Annotated in this window: 16 protein-coding genes; 9 read left to right on the top strand and 7 right to left on the bottom strand. The window is 55.5% G+C overall.

Translation table 11 applies throughout. The features are described 5' to 3' along the window. Positions 1 to 34: 34 nt before the first annotated feature. Complete coding sequence (gene greB, locus BM323_RS22540) at positions 35 to 523, top strand: transcription elongation factor GreB (RefSeq protein WP_008107913.1); 489 nt, start codon at positions 35 to 37, stop codon at positions 521 to 523. 63 nt (positions 524 to 586) lie between these two features. On the opposite strand, the gene yjbE is transcribed toward greB, so the two are convergent. Next, positions 587 to 829, bottom strand: coding sequence for an exopolysaccharide production protein YjbE (yjbE, locus tag BM323_RS22535; protein WP_008107912.1), 243 nt, complete (start codon positions 827 to 829; stop codon positions 587 to 589). A 512-nt stretch (positions 830 to 1,341) separates the two neighbouring features. Here yjbE and ompR point away from each other — a divergent pair. Both ompR and envZ read left to right on the top strand, forming a co-directional pair. Further along, entirely contained in the window at positions 1,342 to 2,061 is a 720-nt protein-coding gene (ompR, locus tag BM323_RS22530) for an osmolarity response regulator transcription factor OmpR (protein ID WP_001157751.1), read from the top strand. After that, positions 2,058 to 3,422, top strand: coding sequence for a two-component system sensor histidine kinase EnvZ (envZ, locus tag BM323_RS22525; RefSeq protein ID WP_008107911.1), 1,365 nt, complete (start codon positions 2,058 to 2,060; stop codon positions 3,420 to 3,422). The genes ompR and envZ overlap by 4 nt, the downstream gene beginning before the upstream one ends. A gap of 90 nt (positions 3,423 to 3,512) precedes the next feature. Here the strand turns inward: envZ and pckA are convergent, their stop codons facing one another. The 5 genes from pckA to BM323_RS22500 all read right to left on the bottom strand — a co-directional run bounded on the left by pckA (position 3,513) and on the right by BM323_RS22500 (position 9,586). Continuing rightward, positions 3,513 to 5,132, bottom strand: coding sequence for a phosphoenolpyruvate carboxykinase (ATP) (gene pckA / locus BM323_RS22520; RefSeq protein ID WP_008107909.1), 1,620 nt, complete (start codon positions 5,130 to 5,132; stop codon positions 3,513 to 3,515). A 274-nt stretch (positions 5,133 to 5,406) separates the two neighbouring features. Next, positions 5,407 to 6,279: an Hsp33 family molecular chaperone HslO gene (hslO, locus tag BM323_RS22515; RefSeq protein WP_008107907.1), complete on the bottom strand. Its 873-nt coding sequence runs from the start codon at positions 6,277 to 6,279 to the stop codon at positions 5,407 to 5,409. A 23-nt stretch (positions 6,280 to 6,302) separates the two neighbouring features. Continuing rightward, complete coding sequence (gene hslR, locus BM323_RS22510) at positions 6,303 to 6,704, bottom strand: ribosome-associated heat shock protein Hsp15 (RefSeq protein ID WP_008107905.1); 402 nt, start codon at positions 6,702 to 6,704, stop codon at positions 6,303 to 6,305. An 18-nt stretch (positions 6,705 to 6,722) separates the two neighbouring features. After that, entirely contained in the window at positions 6,723 to 7,391 is a 669-nt protein-coding gene (gene yrfG / locus BM323_RS22505) for a GMP/IMP nucleotidase (RefSeq protein ID WP_008107903.1), read from the bottom strand. Between the two features lie 53 nt (positions 7,392 to 7,444). Then, complete coding sequence (locus tag BM323_RS22500) at positions 7,445 to 9,586, bottom strand: intracellular growth attenuator family protein (protein ID WP_008107900.1); 2,142 nt, start codon at positions 9,584 to 9,586, stop codon at positions 7,445 to 7,447. 397 nt (positions 9,587 to 9,983) lie between these two features. On the opposite strand from BM323_RS22500, the gene nudE reads away from it, so the two are divergent. Next, positions 9,984 to 10,550 (top strand): ADP compounds hydrolase NudE, encoded by a 567-nt coding sequence (gene nudE, locus BM323_RS22495; protein ID WP_008107898.1) that lies wholly within the window; start codon positions 9,984 to 9,986, stop codon positions 10,548 to 10,550. A gap of 51 nt (positions 10,551 to 10,601) precedes the next feature. Here nudE and mrcA read toward each other — a convergent pair whose 3' ends face one another. Further along, positions 10,602 to 13,148, bottom strand: a complete 2,547-nt coding sequence (gene mrcA / locus BM323_RS22490; protein ID WP_008107896.1) for a peptidoglycan glycosyltransferase/peptidoglycan DD-transpeptidase MrcA — start codon at positions 13,146 to 13,148, stop codon at positions 10,602 to 10,604. A gap of 149 nt (positions 13,149 to 13,297) precedes the next feature. Here mrcA and pilM point away from each other — a divergent pair, with 149 nt between their 5' ends. Genes pilM through hofQ form a run of 5 tightly spaced genes read left to right on the top strand, consistent with a single transcriptional unit; the run spans position 13,298 to position 16,707 of the window. Further along, entirely contained in the window at positions 13,298 to 14,107 is an 810-nt protein-coding gene (gene pilM, locus BM323_RS22485) for a pilus assembly protein PilM (RefSeq protein ID WP_008107895.1), read from the top strand. After that, complete coding sequence (locus BM323_RS22480; protein WP_008107894.1) at positions 14,107 to 14,649, top strand: PilN domain-containing protein; 543 nt, start codon at positions 14,107 to 14,109, stop codon at positions 14,647 to 14,649. The genes pilM and BM323_RS22480 overlap by 1 nt, the downstream gene beginning before the upstream one ends. Beyond that, positions 14,642 to 15,136 carry a HofO family protein gene (locus BM323_RS22475; RefSeq protein WP_008107892.1) on the top strand — a complete coding sequence of 165 codons (495 nt, stop codon included), beginning with the start codon at positions 14,642 to 14,644 and terminating at the stop codon, positions 15,134 to 15,136. Before BM323_RS22480 ends, BM323_RS22475 begins: the two co-directional genes overlap by 8 nt. Next, positions 15,123 to 15,503 (top strand): HofP DNA utilization family protein, encoded by a 381-nt coding sequence (locus BM323_RS22470; protein ID WP_238541738.1) that lies wholly within the window; start codon positions 15,123 to 15,125, stop codon positions 15,501 to 15,503. The genes BM323_RS22475 and BM323_RS22470 overlap by 14 nt, the downstream gene beginning before the upstream one ends. After that, on the top strand, positions 15,448 to 16,707 hold the full coding sequence (hofQ, locus tag BM323_RS22465) for a DNA uptake porin HofQ (RefSeq protein WP_008107888.1): 1,260 nt from the start codon (positions 15,448 to 15,450) through the stop codon (positions 16,705 to 16,707). Before BM323_RS22470 ends, hofQ begins: the two co-directional genes overlap by 56 nt. The last annotated feature ends 298 nt before the right edge of the window (positions 16,708 to 17,005 follow it).

Genomic DNA, 17,005 nt, shown 5'->3' with positions numbered 1-17,005 from the left:
CTGCGAAGAACCACCGTCACCACGAGTTGAAGTCATGAAAACCCAACTGATTACCCGCGAAGGCTATAACAAGCTGCGTGCCGAACACGACCATTTGTGGAATGAAAAGCGTCCGGAAGTGACCAAAATTGTCTCATGGGCGGCCAGCCTCGGCGATCGTTCGGAAAACGCCGATTACACCTACAACAAACGTCTGCTGCGCCAGATCGATCGCCGGGTGCGCTATCTGCGCAAATGCCTCGCCGATCTGAAAATTGTTGATTACGCGCCGCAGCAGGAGGGCAAAGTGTTTTTCGGTGCCTGGGTACAAGTGGAGAATGAGCAGGGCGACGTGAAGCGTTTCCGCATTGTTGGCCCGGATGAAATTTATGGCGAGACCATGAAAGAGTACATCTCAATCGATTCGCCGATGGCGCGCGCGCTGATCAAGAAAGAAGTGGATGACGAAGTGGTGGTCAACACGCCGGAAGGGCAGAAGTTGTGGTTCGTTAACAGCATTGAATATGTGAAAGAGACGTCGTAGCGGGTCGCGATGAATGGTTAGTTAAGGGTGAAGCGGTCGCCATGAATGGCGACCCTACGGGCATTATTTACCTGGCGTGGTCGCGGTGGTGGTTGATGTGCTGCTGCCACCTTTATCGCCGCCGCCCATGGTTGCCAGCGCCACGCCGAGCAGTGCGCCTACAGCGCCAACACCGATCGCGTCTGAGTTACCTTTCGCCGTGGTGGATGCCTGCGCGCCAGCCGCTTCGCCCGCGCTGGTGGCCGCCTGAACCTGAGTGAAGCTGGTCAGTACCAGTGCGCCCAGCAGAATTACCGTTTTTTTCATTTTTCTCTCTCCACATGAACTCAATAACAGCAGGTACGAATCCAGTGTCGGAGATCGTGGGAATGGAGGAAAGAGGAGATTACTGATTGATTTGTAGGAATTAATTTAACGTTGGCCTTGTTTTTCAGCGCTCGGGAATTGTTCCGAAAACAGATGCGCACTCCCGATGAGAAATGCCCTATTTTATGCTGCCATCACCACAACTCAGGCCTATTCTTCACCATCACCTTAAGCCAAATCGCTCTGAACGCCTCTCTGGTAGCGGGATTTTTTGTCATGAACCAGTAACAGAAAGAAAACGCGGCAAATTTTCAGATAAGCGCTAAGCGGCTTGAAAGCACAGATAAAAAACGCGAAGCGAAGCGCATTTCAGGGCTAAAAATAAATATAAGCTGCTGTTTAATATGCTTTGTAACAATTTCGGCTAGAATATAAACCATTAATGACTGTCACACTGAGGCCTCTTTTTTTAACAATATTGGCTCAGGCAATGGCGCCTTTGGGAGTTGAACATGCAAGAGAACTACAAAATTCTGGTCGTCGATGATGATATGCGTTTGCGTGCGTTGCTGGAGCGCTATCTCACCGAGCAGGGCTTTCAGGTGCGTAGCGTTGCCAACGCCGAGCAGATGGATCGTCTGTTAACCCGCGAATCCTTCCACTTGATGGTGCTTGATTTGATGTTGCCGGGCGAAGATGGTTTGTCTATCTGCCGCCGTTTGCGCAGTCAAAGCAACCCGATGCCGATCATCATGGTCACCGCGAAAGGCGAGGAAGTGGATCGTATCGTCGGTCTGGAAATCGGTGCGGATGACTACATTCCAAAACCGTTTAACCCGCGTGAGTTGCTGGCGCGTATTCGTGCCGTACTGCGTCGTCAGGCCAATGAGCTGCCAGGCGCGCCATCGCAGGAAGAAGCGGTTATCGCTTTCGGTAAGTTCAAACTGAACCTCGGCACCCGCGAGATGTTCCGTGAAGATGAGCCAATGCCGCTGACCAGCGGTGAGTTTGCCGTGCTGAAAGCGCTGGTGAGCCATCCACGTGAGCCGCTGTCACGCGATAAGCTGATGAACCTAGCGCGTGGCCGTGAATATAGCGCCATGGAACGCTCCATCGACGTGCAGATTTCGCGTCTGCGCCGCATGGTGGAAGAAGATCCGGCGCATCCACGTTACATTCAGACCGTTTGGGGTCTTGGCTACGTATTCGTTCCGGACGGCAGCAAAGCATGAGGCGATTGCGCTTCTCACCCCGCAGTTCGTTTGCCCGCACCTTGTTATTGATTGTTACCTTGCTGTTCGTCAGCCTGGTAACAACCTATTTGGTGGTGCTCAATTTCGCCATTCTTCCCAGCTTGCAGCAGTTCAATAAGGTCCTCGCGTACGAAGTCCGTATGTTGATGACCGATCGGCTGCAGCTGGAAGATGGAACTCAGTTGGAAGTGCCGCCGGCCTTCCGACGCGAAATTTATCGTGAGCTGGGCATCTCGTTGTATACCAACGCGGCGGCGGAAGAGAGCGGTTTGCGCTGGGCGCAACATTACGAATTCCTCAGTGAGCAGATGGGCCAGCAGCTGGGCGGTCCCACCGATGTCCGTGTCGAGGTGAATAAAAACTCGCCGGTGGTGTGGCTGAAAACCTGGCTGTCGCCAGATATCTGGGTGCGCGTACCGCTCACCGAAATTCATCAGGGCGACTTCTCACCGCTGTTCCGCTACACGCTGGCGATTATGCTGCTGGCGATTGGCGGCGCCTGGTTGTTTATCCGCATCCAGAACCGACCCTTGGTGGATTTGGAGCATGCGGCGTTACAGGTCGGTAAAGGCATTATTCCGCCGCCGCTGCGTGAATACGGCGCGTCGGAAGTGCGTTCGGTGACGCGGGCGTTTAACCAGATGGCGGCCGGTGTGAAGCAGTTGGCCGACGATCGTACCTTGTTGATGGCGGGTGTCAGCCATGACTTGCGTACGCCGCTGACGCGTATTCGTCTCGCCACCGAGATGATGGGCGAGCAGGATGGTTATCTGGCGGAGTCGATCAACAAAGATATCGAAGAGTGCAACGCGATCATCGAGCAGTTCATCGATTATCTGCGCACCGGTCAGGAGATGCAGACCGAGCGCGCCGATCTGAACAGCGTGCTGGGCGAAGTGGTGGCGGCAGAGAGCGGCTACGAGCGCGAGATCGAGAACGCGGTGATGTCCGAGGATTTGATGCTGGATATCAACCCGCTATCGATTAAGCGCGCGCTGGCGAATCTGGTGGTCAATGCGGCGCGTTATGGCAACGGATGGATTAAGGTCAGCAGCGGCAAGGAGCTGAACCGCGCATGGTTCCAGGTGGAAGATGATGGTCCGGGCATTAAGCCGGATCAGCTACAGCATCTGTTCCAGCCGTTTGTGCGCGGCGACAGCGCGCGCAGCACCAGCGGCACCGGCCTCGGTTTGGCGATTGTGCAGCGTATTATCGACGCGCATGAAGGTTCGCTGGAGATTGGTGATAGCGACCGCGGCGGATTGCGGATTCGTGCCTGGTTGCCGATTCCGGAAGGTAATAGCAGTACGGCGGTGGTGAGTATTAATCACAGTTCGTGATAGCAGGCTTTATTGTGGTAGATAACCAGGTGGGCATAAATGCCCACCTTACAAAATCTGATGGGCACAAATGCCCCATCAGATTTTAACTTACAACTGCGGACCCGCCTGCACCAACGCCTTCCCGGCGTCGTTATCCGTATACTTCTCAAAGTTCGTAATAAAGCGATGCGCCAGATCCTGCGCGGCTTGCTGCCAGGCCGCTTCTGTTGGCCAGCTGCGGCGCGGATCGAGAATCGCGCTATCCACCTGCGGCAGAACTTTAGGCATCTGCAGGTTGAACACCGGCAAAGTTTCAGTCTCAACCTCATCCAGCTCACCGGCCAGAATCGCGTTGATAATGGCGCGCGTGTCTTTCAGCGAAATGCGCTTACCACTGCCGTTCCAGCCAGTATTCACCAGATACGCCTGTGCACCTGCCGCTTCCATCCGCTTCACCAGCACGTCGGAATATTGCGTTGGGTGCAGCGTCAGGAACGCCGCGCCGAAACAGGCTGAGAAGGTTGGCGTTGGCTGCGTAACGCCGCGCTCGGTACCGGCCAGTTTGGCGGTAAAGCCAGACAGGAAGTGATATTGCGTCTGTTCCGGCGTTAAGCGTGAAACCGGCGGCAGTACGCCAAAGGCATCAGCGGTGAGGAAAATCACTCGCTTGGCATGGCCCGCTTTTGACACCGGCTGCACGATGTTTTCGATATGCTCAATCGGATACGAGACGCGGGTGTTCTCGGTCTTGCTGCCGTCAGCATAATCAACAGTGCCATCGGCGCGCACCACCACGTTTTCCAGCAGCGCATCGCGACGAATCGCGCGGTAGATTTCCGGCTCCGCCTGCTCAGACAAGTTGATGGTTTTGGCGTAGCAGCCACCTTCAAAGTTGAACACGCCATCGTCATCCCAGCCGTGTTCATCATCGCCAATCAGCTGGCGATCCGGATCGGTGGACAAAGTGGTTTTGCCGGTACCGGACAGGCCGAAGAACACCGCCACATCGCCCGCTTTACCGACGTTAGCCGAACAGTGCATCGAAGCGATGCCTTTCAGCGGCAGCAGGTAATTCATGATGGCGAACAGACCTTTCTTCATCTCGCCGCCGTACCAGGTGCCGCCAATCAGCTGCATGCGTTCGGTCAGGTTGAAGGCGACGAAGTTCTCGGAGTGCAGACCTTGCGCCTGCCAGTCTGGATTAGTGCACTGCGCGGCATTCATCACCACGAAATCCGGTTTGAAGTCAGCCAGTTCGGCTTCGCTCGGGCGGATAAACATGTTTTTTACGAAGTGTGCCTGCCACGCCACTTCCATCACGAAGCGCACGCTGAGGCGCGTGTCGGGATTGGCACCGCAGAACGCATCAATCACAAACAGACGCTTGCCGGAAAGCTGCTGGGTGCAGCGATCTTTTAACGCCTGCCAGGTTTCCTGTGACAGCGGCTGGTTATCATTTTTGCCGTTGCCGACATCGTTCCACCACAGCGTGTCGCGCGTGGTGTCATCCCGAACGATGTACTTATCTTTTGGCGAGCGACCCGTGAAGATGCCGGTATCCACGGCAATAGCACCGCTCTGCGTCAGAATGCCTCGCGCATAACCTTCCAGCTCTGGGCGAGTTTCTTCCTGAAACAGGGTGTCGAAATCAGGGTTGTACACCACTTCAGTGGTGCCGCTGATGCCCATAGAGGCGAGGTCTTGCGATGTCAGGCCGTTAACGCGCATGTGACTGCTCCTTTAATCGGTATCTGTTACTGCATATTTTTTATGGGGTGATTCTGCTGCCTGCCTGCATAGCCACGCAGGGCAGATCGCGCGCAGTGTACTCTTCTGAGCACGGCGGAAAAGAGAAGATAGTCAGAAATGCGAGCTGGAACGTGACAAGTAGAGAAATCTGCCACTTATGAAACTAAAGTCAGCGTTATTTAGCTAATAACCGTGATAAATGATAGGGATACGTTCAGCAGGAAAGCGGGCGGATGAACCGCCCGGCAGGTGATTAATGCACTTGATCGCTGTTGTTGGTTGGCGCGTTGCGAAGGGCGGCAATATCTACCGCATCGAACACGTAATGCGAATTGCAATAGTCGCAATTCATGTCGATTTCGCCATCCTCTTCGAGTATTTCGTTTACTTCTTCCACTGGTAGCGTGCTCAGCACTTCGCCACAGCGCTCGCGTGAACAGGTGCACTTAAAGCTCACCGGCGTTGGGTCAAACACCGTGGCTTCTTCCTGATGGTACAGACGCCACAATACGTCGGTCGCTGGCAATTCGATCAACTCTTCGCCTTTCACGGTTTCCGTCAGCGTAGCGAGGTGATTGAAATCATCGAGGCTCGACTCTTGCGCAGGCAACACTTGCAGCAGAATACCGGCTGCGCCTTTGTCGCTGGTGCGGATAAACAGGCGCGTTGGCAGCTGCTCAGAACGCATGAAATAATCTTCCAGACAACCCGCCAGCGTATCCGCTTCCAGGCCAACCACGCCTTGATAGCGCTCGCCTTTCTCTGGCGAGATGGTGATCACCAGATAGCCGTTGCCGACCATCTCTTTCAGGCTGCTGCCCGGTGCGATCTCCGCGTCTTCTTGCACGCGCGCCACGCCACGCAACTCCTGACGGTTATTACCGTTGATCACCGCCAGCGTCAGCGGACCGTCGCCCTGCAACTGCACCGTGATATCACCGTCAAACTTCAGCGTTGCCGTCAGCAGGCTGGTGGCCACCAGCAGCTCGCCCAGCAAGGTTTTTACCGGCTCAACGTAGTCGTGATTTTCGACGATTTCACGCCAGGTTTCGGTCACATTTACCAGCTGGCCGCGCACGGCGACGTTTTCGAACAGGTAACGGTGCAGTTGATCGTTTGTAGACATAGTGTTTCTCTCGTTGGGGCGCGTTATTTATCGCCCGACAATTTAAATTTCATCAGATCGCGGCGCTCTTTCTTATCCGGGCGACGATCGGGGTGCGGCATGGTTAGTGAATTCATCTTGCGTGCCAGCGCAGTTTTCTCGCGCTTGTCGATGCTGGCGGCGGTTTCGGCATACAGCGCCTGGGCTTCGCTGGCCGGGCGGCGCTGATCGGTCACTGCGGTGATCACCACCGTGCGCTCATCGTTGCCCTGACGCAGCGTTAATTCGGCATTCAACTCCACCAGTTTGCTTGGCTTGCTGCGCTGGCCGTTGTAATGCACTTTACCGCCTTCCACCATTTCACGTGCCAGCGCACGGGTTTTATAGAAGCGCGCGGCCCACAGCCATTTATCGAGGCGCACGCCTTCGCTCACTTTCTCTTTCATGGTATTGCGGCTCCTGCTTTAACGCAGCGTCTCGCACAATTGACGATAATCGCCTACCGCCGGATGACGCTGGAAAGATTGATCGGGCCGACCGGAATCCGGATTGCTGACGCCTAAGCACCAGCGAATGCCCCAACTTGTCGCTGCATCCAGAATCGCTTCGCTGTCATCAATGAATAGCGTGCGCGCGCTGTCAAACGCAGTATGTTGCTGAACGGCCTGCCAGAGACGCGGATCCTCTTTCGGATATCCAAAGGTATGGGTGGAAAGTAATAAATCAAGGTGGGCAGCTAATCCGGTCTGCTCCAGTTTCACATCCAGATTGTAGGGATGCGCATTGGTCAGCAGAATGGTGCGTTTACCTGCGGCACGCAGCGCCTGCAACAGCGGCAGCGTATCTTCACGCATTGCCGCGCGGTGGCGCTTCTCCCACGTCATGGCGCGAATATCCAGCGCCAGCTCCTGCGACCAGTAATCGAGACAATACCAGTTTAGCGTATGCATCACGGCCTGATACTTCTGCTCAATCAGCTGATGCGCTTCGCCCAGCGTGATGGCGCGTTCGCGGCTCAAGGTTTCCGGAACATGTTCCAGCCAGAAGTGACGGTCGAAGGCGAGATCGAGCAAGGTGCCGTCCATATCCAGCAGCACGGTATCAATCTCTGACCAGTTAAGCGTAACCTGCATTTTCTTTCTCGCCGCAAAAAAGTGGGCGACAGGGTAGCACAGAAGGGAAGGGCTCAGAACAGCGAGCGCACGCTCTGCATAGTGTTCAGATTGTGGTTGAAGCACTTATCGTAATACTGCTGAATTTCCGCCATGCGCAGGCGATTACGATGAATACGACGCAGCGCCAGCAAGCCGTTTATCACCGCGCTGGCAATCAGCACCAGCATCAACAGCGCGGTGCCCAAATAGCGCCACTGCGCCATGGCATCCGGCTCGTTATGCAACGCGATATGGCGTGTGCCGTTGGCATCGGTAGTAATGCTGGTGATGATACCGCTGGCGGCGAACGGCGTGTGCAGCAGCATGCCGGACATGCGTTGCAGTTCGCGCCATTGTGAAGGTGCATCAAGATCAAACAGCGCGACCGATGGCTGCGGCTGCGTCACCATCTGACGACCTTCATCACTGATAATCAGGAAGCCACCCGGCGGCGGGCTGTTGAGGTTTTCCGCCGCGCGACGCGTTTCACGCGCGAAGAAGCTGGACGTGGCGGTGTTCACCAGGTTTTCCAGCGCTTCGGCACTCACCGGACGCAGCAGCACGTTCATGCCATTCAGCTTGCCGGAATCCGCTCGGTGAATCAGTGAATCCCAATCTTTAGCGTTGCCGAGATTCACCAGCGCATTTTTCAGGCGTACACAATCCTGCTGCTGGCTGCATAGATCCTGAGTTTTCAGTACCAAATCGGAGAAATCATCCAGCAGAATCATGCCGGATTTCTGAATCGCCGAGGCCAGCTGCGGGTTGAGTTTGGGATCGGTGTTAGTTTCCGGATGCAGCTGGCGCGTAGTGGTATCGAGCAGCGCGGAGGCTTTATCGATGATATCCGATTGCGGCTGTGGCAGCGGCGCGGCGTTATTCCAGTAAATTGCTGAGCAGTCGAACGGCATATAAGCGTAGCTGCGATTGCTTTGGTAATTGCCCGGCACCGAACACATGCCGGTGCCAGCCACTTTCAGGCTATCGCCGATGTGCAGCGGCAGCGCATTCAACTTATCCACGCTATTCACTTCAATGCTTTCGGTGCCTTTGACCCACGCAAGGCTGAGCTTGATCGGCATGCTGAGAGGAATCCAGGTGAACAGCATCACCAGCACCAGCAGCGAACCGCATGCCAGCACCAGATTTTTACGCCAGCGCTGCACCGGGAAATTACGCACTTCATCCTGCAGCGACAGGAAGCGACCCTGACGCACCACTTGACGATTGAGATACATCTCGACGTCGGTGGTCTGGCCTAAATCATGCGCCACATACGGCTGCCAGTGCGCGGGATAGATTAAATCGATAATACCCAGCGAGATGTTGCTCTGCTCCTGATTGGATTCACCAAACAGGCCCCAGCGCTTAGGCGCGCCGCGCAGGCAATGCACATCACGTAAGCCTTTGGCGCCAGGGAAGCGATAGAGGAACCACAGGCTGACGGCGATCATCAGGCAGCCGAGCAGGGCAATCCAACCCATCAGGCTGCCGGGCAGCACCAGACTCAGGAAGAACAGCAGGAAAGCGAAACAGATGGCGACCGCTTCGCGCGTGCCGTCGGCGCGTGACAGTTGATACTCTTCCGAGGTCTCTTTGCGTACCTGCAGCAACTCAACGTTTTCGCTCTCTTCTTTGCGAATCGATGCGTTGGTGGACATCGGACGCACCAGCGGCGGCAGCGCCGGTTGTTCCACGGCGTAATTCACCAGCGAATGTCCGTTGAGTGAAATCACCAGCGGCAGCGTTTGCGTGCGGATCAGCTCTACGTAGTTCTCTTCGGCGATGTACTGTTCCCACAGCGGCGGCAGATGCACTTCGACTTCGTCGAGATAGTAGCGCCATTTCTGCGGATCGTCGGTGGAGAGGCCATAGCGGGTAATGGAACGGGTGACAGGGTAAACATTGTTGCTTTGCGCGGTGAGCGTCAGCGCTTCAGGTTCGCGCGACTTCTTTGCCGAGCGTGCGCTGCTGTGTTGCTGCTGTTTGGCGATGAGCGCGATGTACTTTTCAACAGCGGTGCGTTCTTCGTCGGTGAGCTTGCGATTAGGCGGACTGATAAACGGCAGCGGTTTCGCCAACGGCGGACGATGCCGCATAGCGTACCAATAGCCGATACCTGCTAAGAGGGAACAGGCGAGCATGACAGCCAGAATGACAATGTAAGTGCTCATGCTTTGCTCAATCCAGCCAAAAAACTGCCTTCACGTTAACGATTTACTCCCGGTGAATCCATCAATACAAGTCAATTTTGGCGAGCAGATGTCATTCTGACAAGGGAAAAGTCAGATAAAATAACGCGCAAAATCATTTAATTATAGTTTGTTAGATTATTCCTCAACGGGATGTTAACCAGACATGACTCAATTAAATATCGGTATTTTCTGAATTTAACAATACACCGTTGACTTATTGTGAATTTTTAATTGCATAGATAACAAGAAGTTGTTAGCAGCCGTAAGTGAATGTGTGTCACCATAGTTTACTTACGCTGCGTGTCGCACAATAGTTCTGGCTTCGGTATGCTGGCGTCATCACGTTTCACAGGGTTGTGCTAAGTTTGAGGCTGATATGAAAACCCCAATGAAAAAACCTGACATCCTCAATGTGGCAGCGGTGGCCCGCTCCCGCCTGTTCACTATCGAAGCGGTCGATCTCGCTTTCAGTAATGGCGCGCGCCGCGTCTATGAACGCATGAAACCTTCCGATCGTGAAGCGGTGATGATTGTGCCGATTATTGGCGATGACGTGATCCTGATTCAGGAGTACGCCGTCGGTCTGGAAAGTTACGAACTGGGCTTTCCGAAAGGGCTGATCGATCCCGGCGAAAGCGCCTTTGAAGCGGCCGATCGCGAACTGAAAGAAGAAGCGGGATTTGGTGCCACCAAGCTGGAAGCGCTGGGCAAGCTGACCATGGCACCCTCATATTTCTCCAGCAAGATGAATATTGTAGTGGCGGAAGGGTTGTACGAAGAGAAACTGGAAGGTGATGAGCCGGAGCCGCTAATCGTCCATCGTTGGCCGCTGAATAATCTGCTGGCGCTGCTGGAGGAACCGGACTTCCGCGAAGCGCGTAACGTCAGTGCGCTGTTTATGGTGCGCGAGTGGCTGGTGAAGCAGGGCCGTTTAAGCTACTAAATTTCATCATGGTATAAAAAAGAAAGCCGGCAAATTTGCCGGCTTTTTTGATCAGAACAGTTCGTGGCTTTGGCCGTTGTCCATGATGGTGGTGCCCACATCATGCACCGAATACTCCGTTGGCTGCGTGCCGTTGATGAAGTACTCCTGACGCGAGTTGCCGCCATTGGCCAACTTGCCGGTGCCGCGATCGATGTTAACGGTGACCACGCCATCTGGCGGTGTCAGCGGCTGCACCGGCACGCCTTCCAGCGCGGATTTCATATAGTCATCCCACGCTGGCTGTGCACTCTTCGCGCCGCCTTCGTAACCGGAGATCTGATCCGGAATCGCGCCTGACATGGTTGAGCGACCCAGCGCGCGTGAATCATCGAAACCAATCCACACCGACGTCACCACGCCCGGACCGTAACCGGAGAACCACGCATCTTTCGAGCTGTTGGTGGTACCGGTTTTGCCGCCGATATCATTACGCTTCAGGTCACGACCGGCACGCCAGCCCGTTCCCATCCAGCCTGGTTCGCCGAAGATGTTGGTGTTCAGCGCGCTCTTGATCAGGAATGACAGCGGCGTGTTGATCACGTGCGGGGCATACTGCTGCTCGCCACCCGGCTGCGGTTGGGCAGGAACTTGCTCCAGCTCCGGCTGCGGCACGGTTTGGTTCTGCGATTGATCGGAGGTCGCGACATTCTCGACGCTCTCTTCGTTCAGCGCGACCGACTTTTTGGTATCGCCATAGATCACCGGCAAGTTGCACTGCGGACAGGCAATCTTCGGTTTCTCTTCAAAGATCACGCCGCCTTGTTCGTTCTCAATCTTAGTGATGAAGTACGGGTCGACCAGGAAGCCGCCGTTCGCCATCACCGCGTAGCCACGAACCACCTGCATTGGGGTAAAGGACGCGGCGCCTAACGCTAACGATTCGGTATGCACGATGTTCTGCGCCGGGAAGCCGAAACGCTGCAGATATTCCGCCGCGTAATCCACGCCCATCGCACGCATCGCACGCACCATCACCACGTTTTTCGACTCGCCTAAGCCCTGACGCAAACGGATTGGACCCGCATAAGTAGGCGGTGAGTTCTTCGGACGCCAATCGGCACCTGCACCGGCATCCCAGCGCGAAATCGGTACGTCATTGAGAATCGATGCCAGGGTTAAACCGCGATCCATCGCTGCGGTATACAGGAATGGCTTGATGTTGGAGCCCACCTGGCGCAGCGCCTGGGTCGCGCGGTTGAACATGCTCTGGTTGAAGTCGAAGCCGCCGACCAGCGCGCGAACCGCACCATCTTCTGGATTGAGTGACACCAGCGCGGAGTTCACCGCCGGAACCTGGCCGAGCCACCAATCATCATTCACTTTACGCACCCAAATCTGCTGACCAGCTTGCAGCACCTGCGTCACGCTACGTGGCGTAGGGCCTTGCAGCGTGTCAGATTTGTAAGCACGCGCCCAGCGCACGCCCGCCATATTCAGCGTGACGCTGCTGCCATCTTTCAGCATTGCCGTGGCTTGATCGGCGCTGGCGCTGGTGATCACCGCAGCATTCAGCGGTCCGTAAGTCGGCAGATTTTTCAGCGCGTTCTGGATGCGGGTTTGATCCCAGCTCGCTTCGCCCACTTTCCACAGTACGTTGGTCGGGCCGCGATAACCGTGGCGCATGTCGTACGCCATCACATTGTTACGCACCGCCTGCTGCGCAGCTTCCTGCAGATGGCGAGTAACGGTGGTGTAAACCTTGTAGCCATCTTCATAAGCGCTGTCGCCGTAACGCTTCACCATCTCCTGACGCACCATTTCACTTAAGTATGGTGCAGAGAAAGCGATTTCCGGGCCGTGATAGCTGGCCGCCAGCGGCGTGTTACGCGCGTCGTTATATTGCTGCTGCGTGATGTAGTTTTGGTCCAGCATACGCGCCAGCACCACATTACGACGCGCCAGCGCACGCGTATGAGAGTAGAGCGGGTTGAAGGTCGAAGGGGCTTTCGGCAATCCTGCAATCATCGCCATTTCACTCAGCGACAGTTGATCAATAGGTTTACCAAAGTAGACCTGCGCCGCCGCGCCCACGCCGTACGCGCGATAGCCGAGATAAATCTTGTTGAGATAGAGCTCAAGAATTTCATCTTTGCTCAGCAACTGTTCGATACGGATCGCGAGAAACGCTTCCTTAATCTTACGCATCAAGGTGCGTTCAGGGCTGAGGAAGAAGTTACGCGCCAACTGCTGAGTAATGGTACTGGCGCCCTGCGAGGCGTGACCGGACATCAGCGCAATGCTGGCTGCACGGAAAATCCCCACCGGATCGACACCGTGATGCTCGTAGAAACGGCTATCTTCGGTGGCAATAAACGCTTTGATTAACTCAGGCGGCATCTGTTGTAGGGTCAGCGGGACACGGCGCTTCTCGCCGTATTGGGCGATCAAATCGCCATCCGCGCTGTAAACCTGCATAGGAGTTTGCAGGCGCACATCTTTCAATGTGTTCACATCAGGCAGCTGCGGCTCTATGTATTTGTACAAACCATAAACCGTGCCGGCTCCCAGCAAAATGCAACACACTGCAAGGATCAATAAATACTTTACGAACTTCACCTGAGAATTCCCATCTGTTGTCGTTTGAGCAGTTTATAAGCAACCGCGCGGTAGTATAAAGACAAGCCTGACGCTTTGATATACCCGCAATAATTGAAGTTGGCCGGGTATTGGAGCTCATTACCTTCAATGATAAGGAGATCATGCGTATGGCTTTTCAGCGCTGGCAAATTGGACTGGACATCCAAAACGGGCAACTGTGCGCCCTTGGCATCGAACGTCGACGTCATGGTTGGCAGTTGCGACACTGGTGGCAACAAACGCTGCCGCAAGATACGTTAAGAAACGGCGTGCTGCAAACCACGCCTGCGTTACTGGATATGTTAGGGCGCTGGCAGCGCCATCTGCCGAAACGCTATTCACTGCGCGTTGGCCTGCCGCCGCAGTTGGTATTGCAACGCACTTTGCCCATGCCGGAAACCTCGCTGCGTGAGCCCGCGCTGGGGCGCTATGTGGCGGCTTCCGCACAGCGCCTGTTTCCCGTCGAGCCCGCTTCGCTGTCGCTGGATTATCGCTCGCCGGGCAAAGATTCTTCGCTGTGCGTCACCGCCGCGCGGCGTGAGGTGATTGCACAATGGCTGACGCCGCTCAAGCAGGCCGGTCTGCGCCCGGACGTGTTCGAACTGAGCAGCCTGGCGCTGACGCAGATCGCCATGCGCCTGCCGTTACGCCACAACCAGTTAATGATTCATCCGCTTAGCGATCATTGGCTGTGGACGCTGGCGGGTGAAAGTACCACTTCAGGCGCGGCCACCGAACCTCTCAACCTCGCGCAACTGCGCGAAACCTTCCCGCAGATGGAAAGCGTGTTCTGCACCTCAAACCTGGTTTTGCCCGAGGAGCAGGTTAAACGCTGTAAACCCTTTTCGCTGCTGCATTACCTGCAACCGCCGCTGCCCGTGCAGGAAGGTATTTTTACCATCGCGCTTGGGCTGGCGCTGCGCCCGGAGGATGTCTGATGCTGGCGGTTAACCTGCTTCCCTGGCGCATTCAGCAATCGCAGCGGCGGCGCCAGCAGAGCATCTCGCTGCTATTGCTTACGGTGGCGGTGACCTTGCTGGTCCTCTCATTATTATGGTGGCGTGGCGTTATTGCGCGGCAGCAACAGACGGACGCACTGATGGATATCACCTTTATCCTCAGCGCACTGCAGCAACAGCTGGAACAGCAGCAATCGCTGTTGAAGCTGCGTGAATCACTGCTCCAGGCGCAGCAGGAACAGCTGCAACGGCAAGATCAGCATCAGCGCTGGCAGCATTTTTGGCAGCAACTGCCGCAGTTAATGCCTGACACCTTGTGGCTGAATCGCCTCGAACGCCGGCAAGGGCAATTGGTGCTGGAAGGGCAGGCGCAGAGCATGGCGGCGGTCAGTGATTTTCGTCATCAGCTGATCACCCAGCCGCTGTTCAGCAGCGTAAAGCAGGGCAGTGTAAAGCGCGAGACGGGTGGCGACTATCGCTTTGCTTTGCATGCGCGGGTGCAGGAGGCGACAGATGAATGAACTCCTGCAGCGCTGGCTGATGCTAACGCTGCCACTGCGTATGGTTTGGCTGCTGATGTTATCGCTGCTGCTGTTTGCGCTGATGTGGATTGTGCTGCTTCGTCCGCAGCAGCAGATGCGTGAAGTGCAAGCGCGGCAGTTGGAACAGATGCGGCAACAGCAGCAACAGCGGCTAAAACAGCTGGCTTCACTTCCGGCGATTGATGCCTTGCAGAGCGAGATTAGTCTGCTTCAGCAACCTAAGAAGGATGCAGACGCTCAGCAAACGCTGGAGCGAATCGTGGTGGCGCGCGGCAATCAGCTGGAAGCCTGGCATCCGGATAGCCAACCGCAACAGCTGCAGTTAAGGCTGATCTGGCCGCAATTTCTGCCGTTGTTTAGCGAATTAGCCAACACCCGATTACCGGTGCCACAACGCTTTCAGCTGCAAGCCGAGCAGGGCGTGTTGAACACGCAACTTTGGCTGGAGAGTGATGATGCGGAGTAGCGCATTGCTGTTATTGCTCTGTAGCTCGCTGGCGTTGGCGCGCGACCCTTTTCAGCCGCTGGCAGAAACGCTGTGTCAGGCGCAGGTGGCTGCCCCAGAAGGCTGGCGTTTGCAGGGCATTATTGGCACGGCGACGCACTACGTGGCGTGGCTGGTGTCGCCACAAGGCAAAAGCCATCGGCTGAATGATCAAGCGTCTTTACCCCAGTCGCCCTGGCAGGTCGTGCAGCTTACGTCGCGCACGCTGGTATTGAGTGCAGCACAAAGCTGCACGCCGCAGCAAATTACATGGGTAATAAAAGGAGGTTTCTATGAAATGGATGACGTTACTGATGCTGCTGTGTCTGAGCATGCCGCTGCGCGCTAATGACGACCGCTTAAGCCTGACGTTTGATGATGCGCCGGTTGAACGTATTTTGCAGGCGCTGGCCGATTATCAACAGACTAACCTGCTGATCGCACCGGGCGTTGAAGGTCGGCTATCGCTGCGATTAGATAATGTTGGTTGGGATCGTGCACTTGCTCTGGTCACACAGCTGGCAAAACTCACCGTGGTGCAGGAAGAGGGCGTTTTGCTGGTCTACCCGGAAAGCTGGCAACAGCTGCAGGTGCAACAGGAAAAGGAGGAACGCGAGGAGGAGAAGCAGCAAACGCCGCTGGAGCAACAAACCGTAACGCTGCATTACGCCAGCGCCAGCGATATTTATCGTAGCCTGCAAGCCGAGCGTTCGTTGATGACGCCGCGCGGTAGCGTCACGGTTGATAGCCGCACCAACAGTTTGCTGCTGCGCGACACGGCTGAGGCGCTGCGTGACACCGAACGCTGGTTAAAAGCGTTGGATTTACCGCTCGAGCAGGTTGAGCTCACCGCACACATCGTCACCATCAATGAAGAGCATCTGCGTGAGCTGGGCGTTAACTGGGGCACGTCACCGGCCGAAGTGGTGACGCAAGCGCTTCGCAACCCGTTGCTTGAGATTCCACTGGCGGTGAGCAATCCGGCGTTTCGCGCTGGTGTGACGTTGGGCCAGGTCAGCGGCGAATTGCTCAACCTCGAGCTGAGCGCGCTGGAGCAGGAGAACCAAATCGAAATCATCGCCAGTCCGCGCTTGTTTACCTCGCATCAGCAAACCGCCAGCATCAAGCAGGGCACGGAAATCCCTTATGAGGTGAAATCAGGCAACAGCGGCGCGACGGCCATTGAATTTAAGGAAGCGGTTTTGGGCATGGAGGTGACGCCAGTGGTGCTGGGAAATGGCCGCATCCAGCTCAAATTACGGCTGAGTCAGAACTTGCCGGGACGCAGTCTAAACATTGGCGACAATCAGGTGCTGAGTATTGATAAGCAGGAGATCGAGACTCAGGTAACGCTGCGCGATGGCGAAACCTTAGCGCTGGGCGGCATTTTCCAGCAGCAGCGTTCGCAGAGCGAAAAACGCGTGCCCTGGCTTGGCGATCTGCCGTTACTGGGCAATTTGTTCCGTCAGCAAACCGATGAGCAGAAGAAAAAGGAGCTGGTGATCTTTATTACTCCCCGACTGGTCAGGGAAGCAGCGCTTACTGCCGGATAAAGCGGAAAATTCGCTCTGTGAGGCCAACTGCGTTGACGCAGGGCTGGAATTAGCTTACAAGGTTTAGCGATTTTCAAAACGGTGTAACGGAACGCGGCAGAATAACCTTCCGAATGACGTTGGTCACAAGCGATACTGACGTCAAAAGAAATATCTCCAAAATAATTCGAGCTCCAGTAAGACGTTAAATGAGTGAATGCACTGTGCTTACATCGGTAAGCGATTACAGTGGATGACCCCGGCCAGCGTGCCTGTAGCACGAAATATAGCGGATTAGCGGAGGTGCGTTACCGTCTCG

Source organism: Pantoea sp. YR525 (assembly GCF_900116775.1).
Lineage (GTDB): Bacteria > Pseudomonadota > Gammaproteobacteria > Enterobacterales > Enterobacteriaceae > Pantoea > Pantoea symbiotica.
The sequence above is the reverse complement of the archived record's forward strand: the minus strand, read 5'-3'. Positions and strand labels throughout refer to the sequence as shown.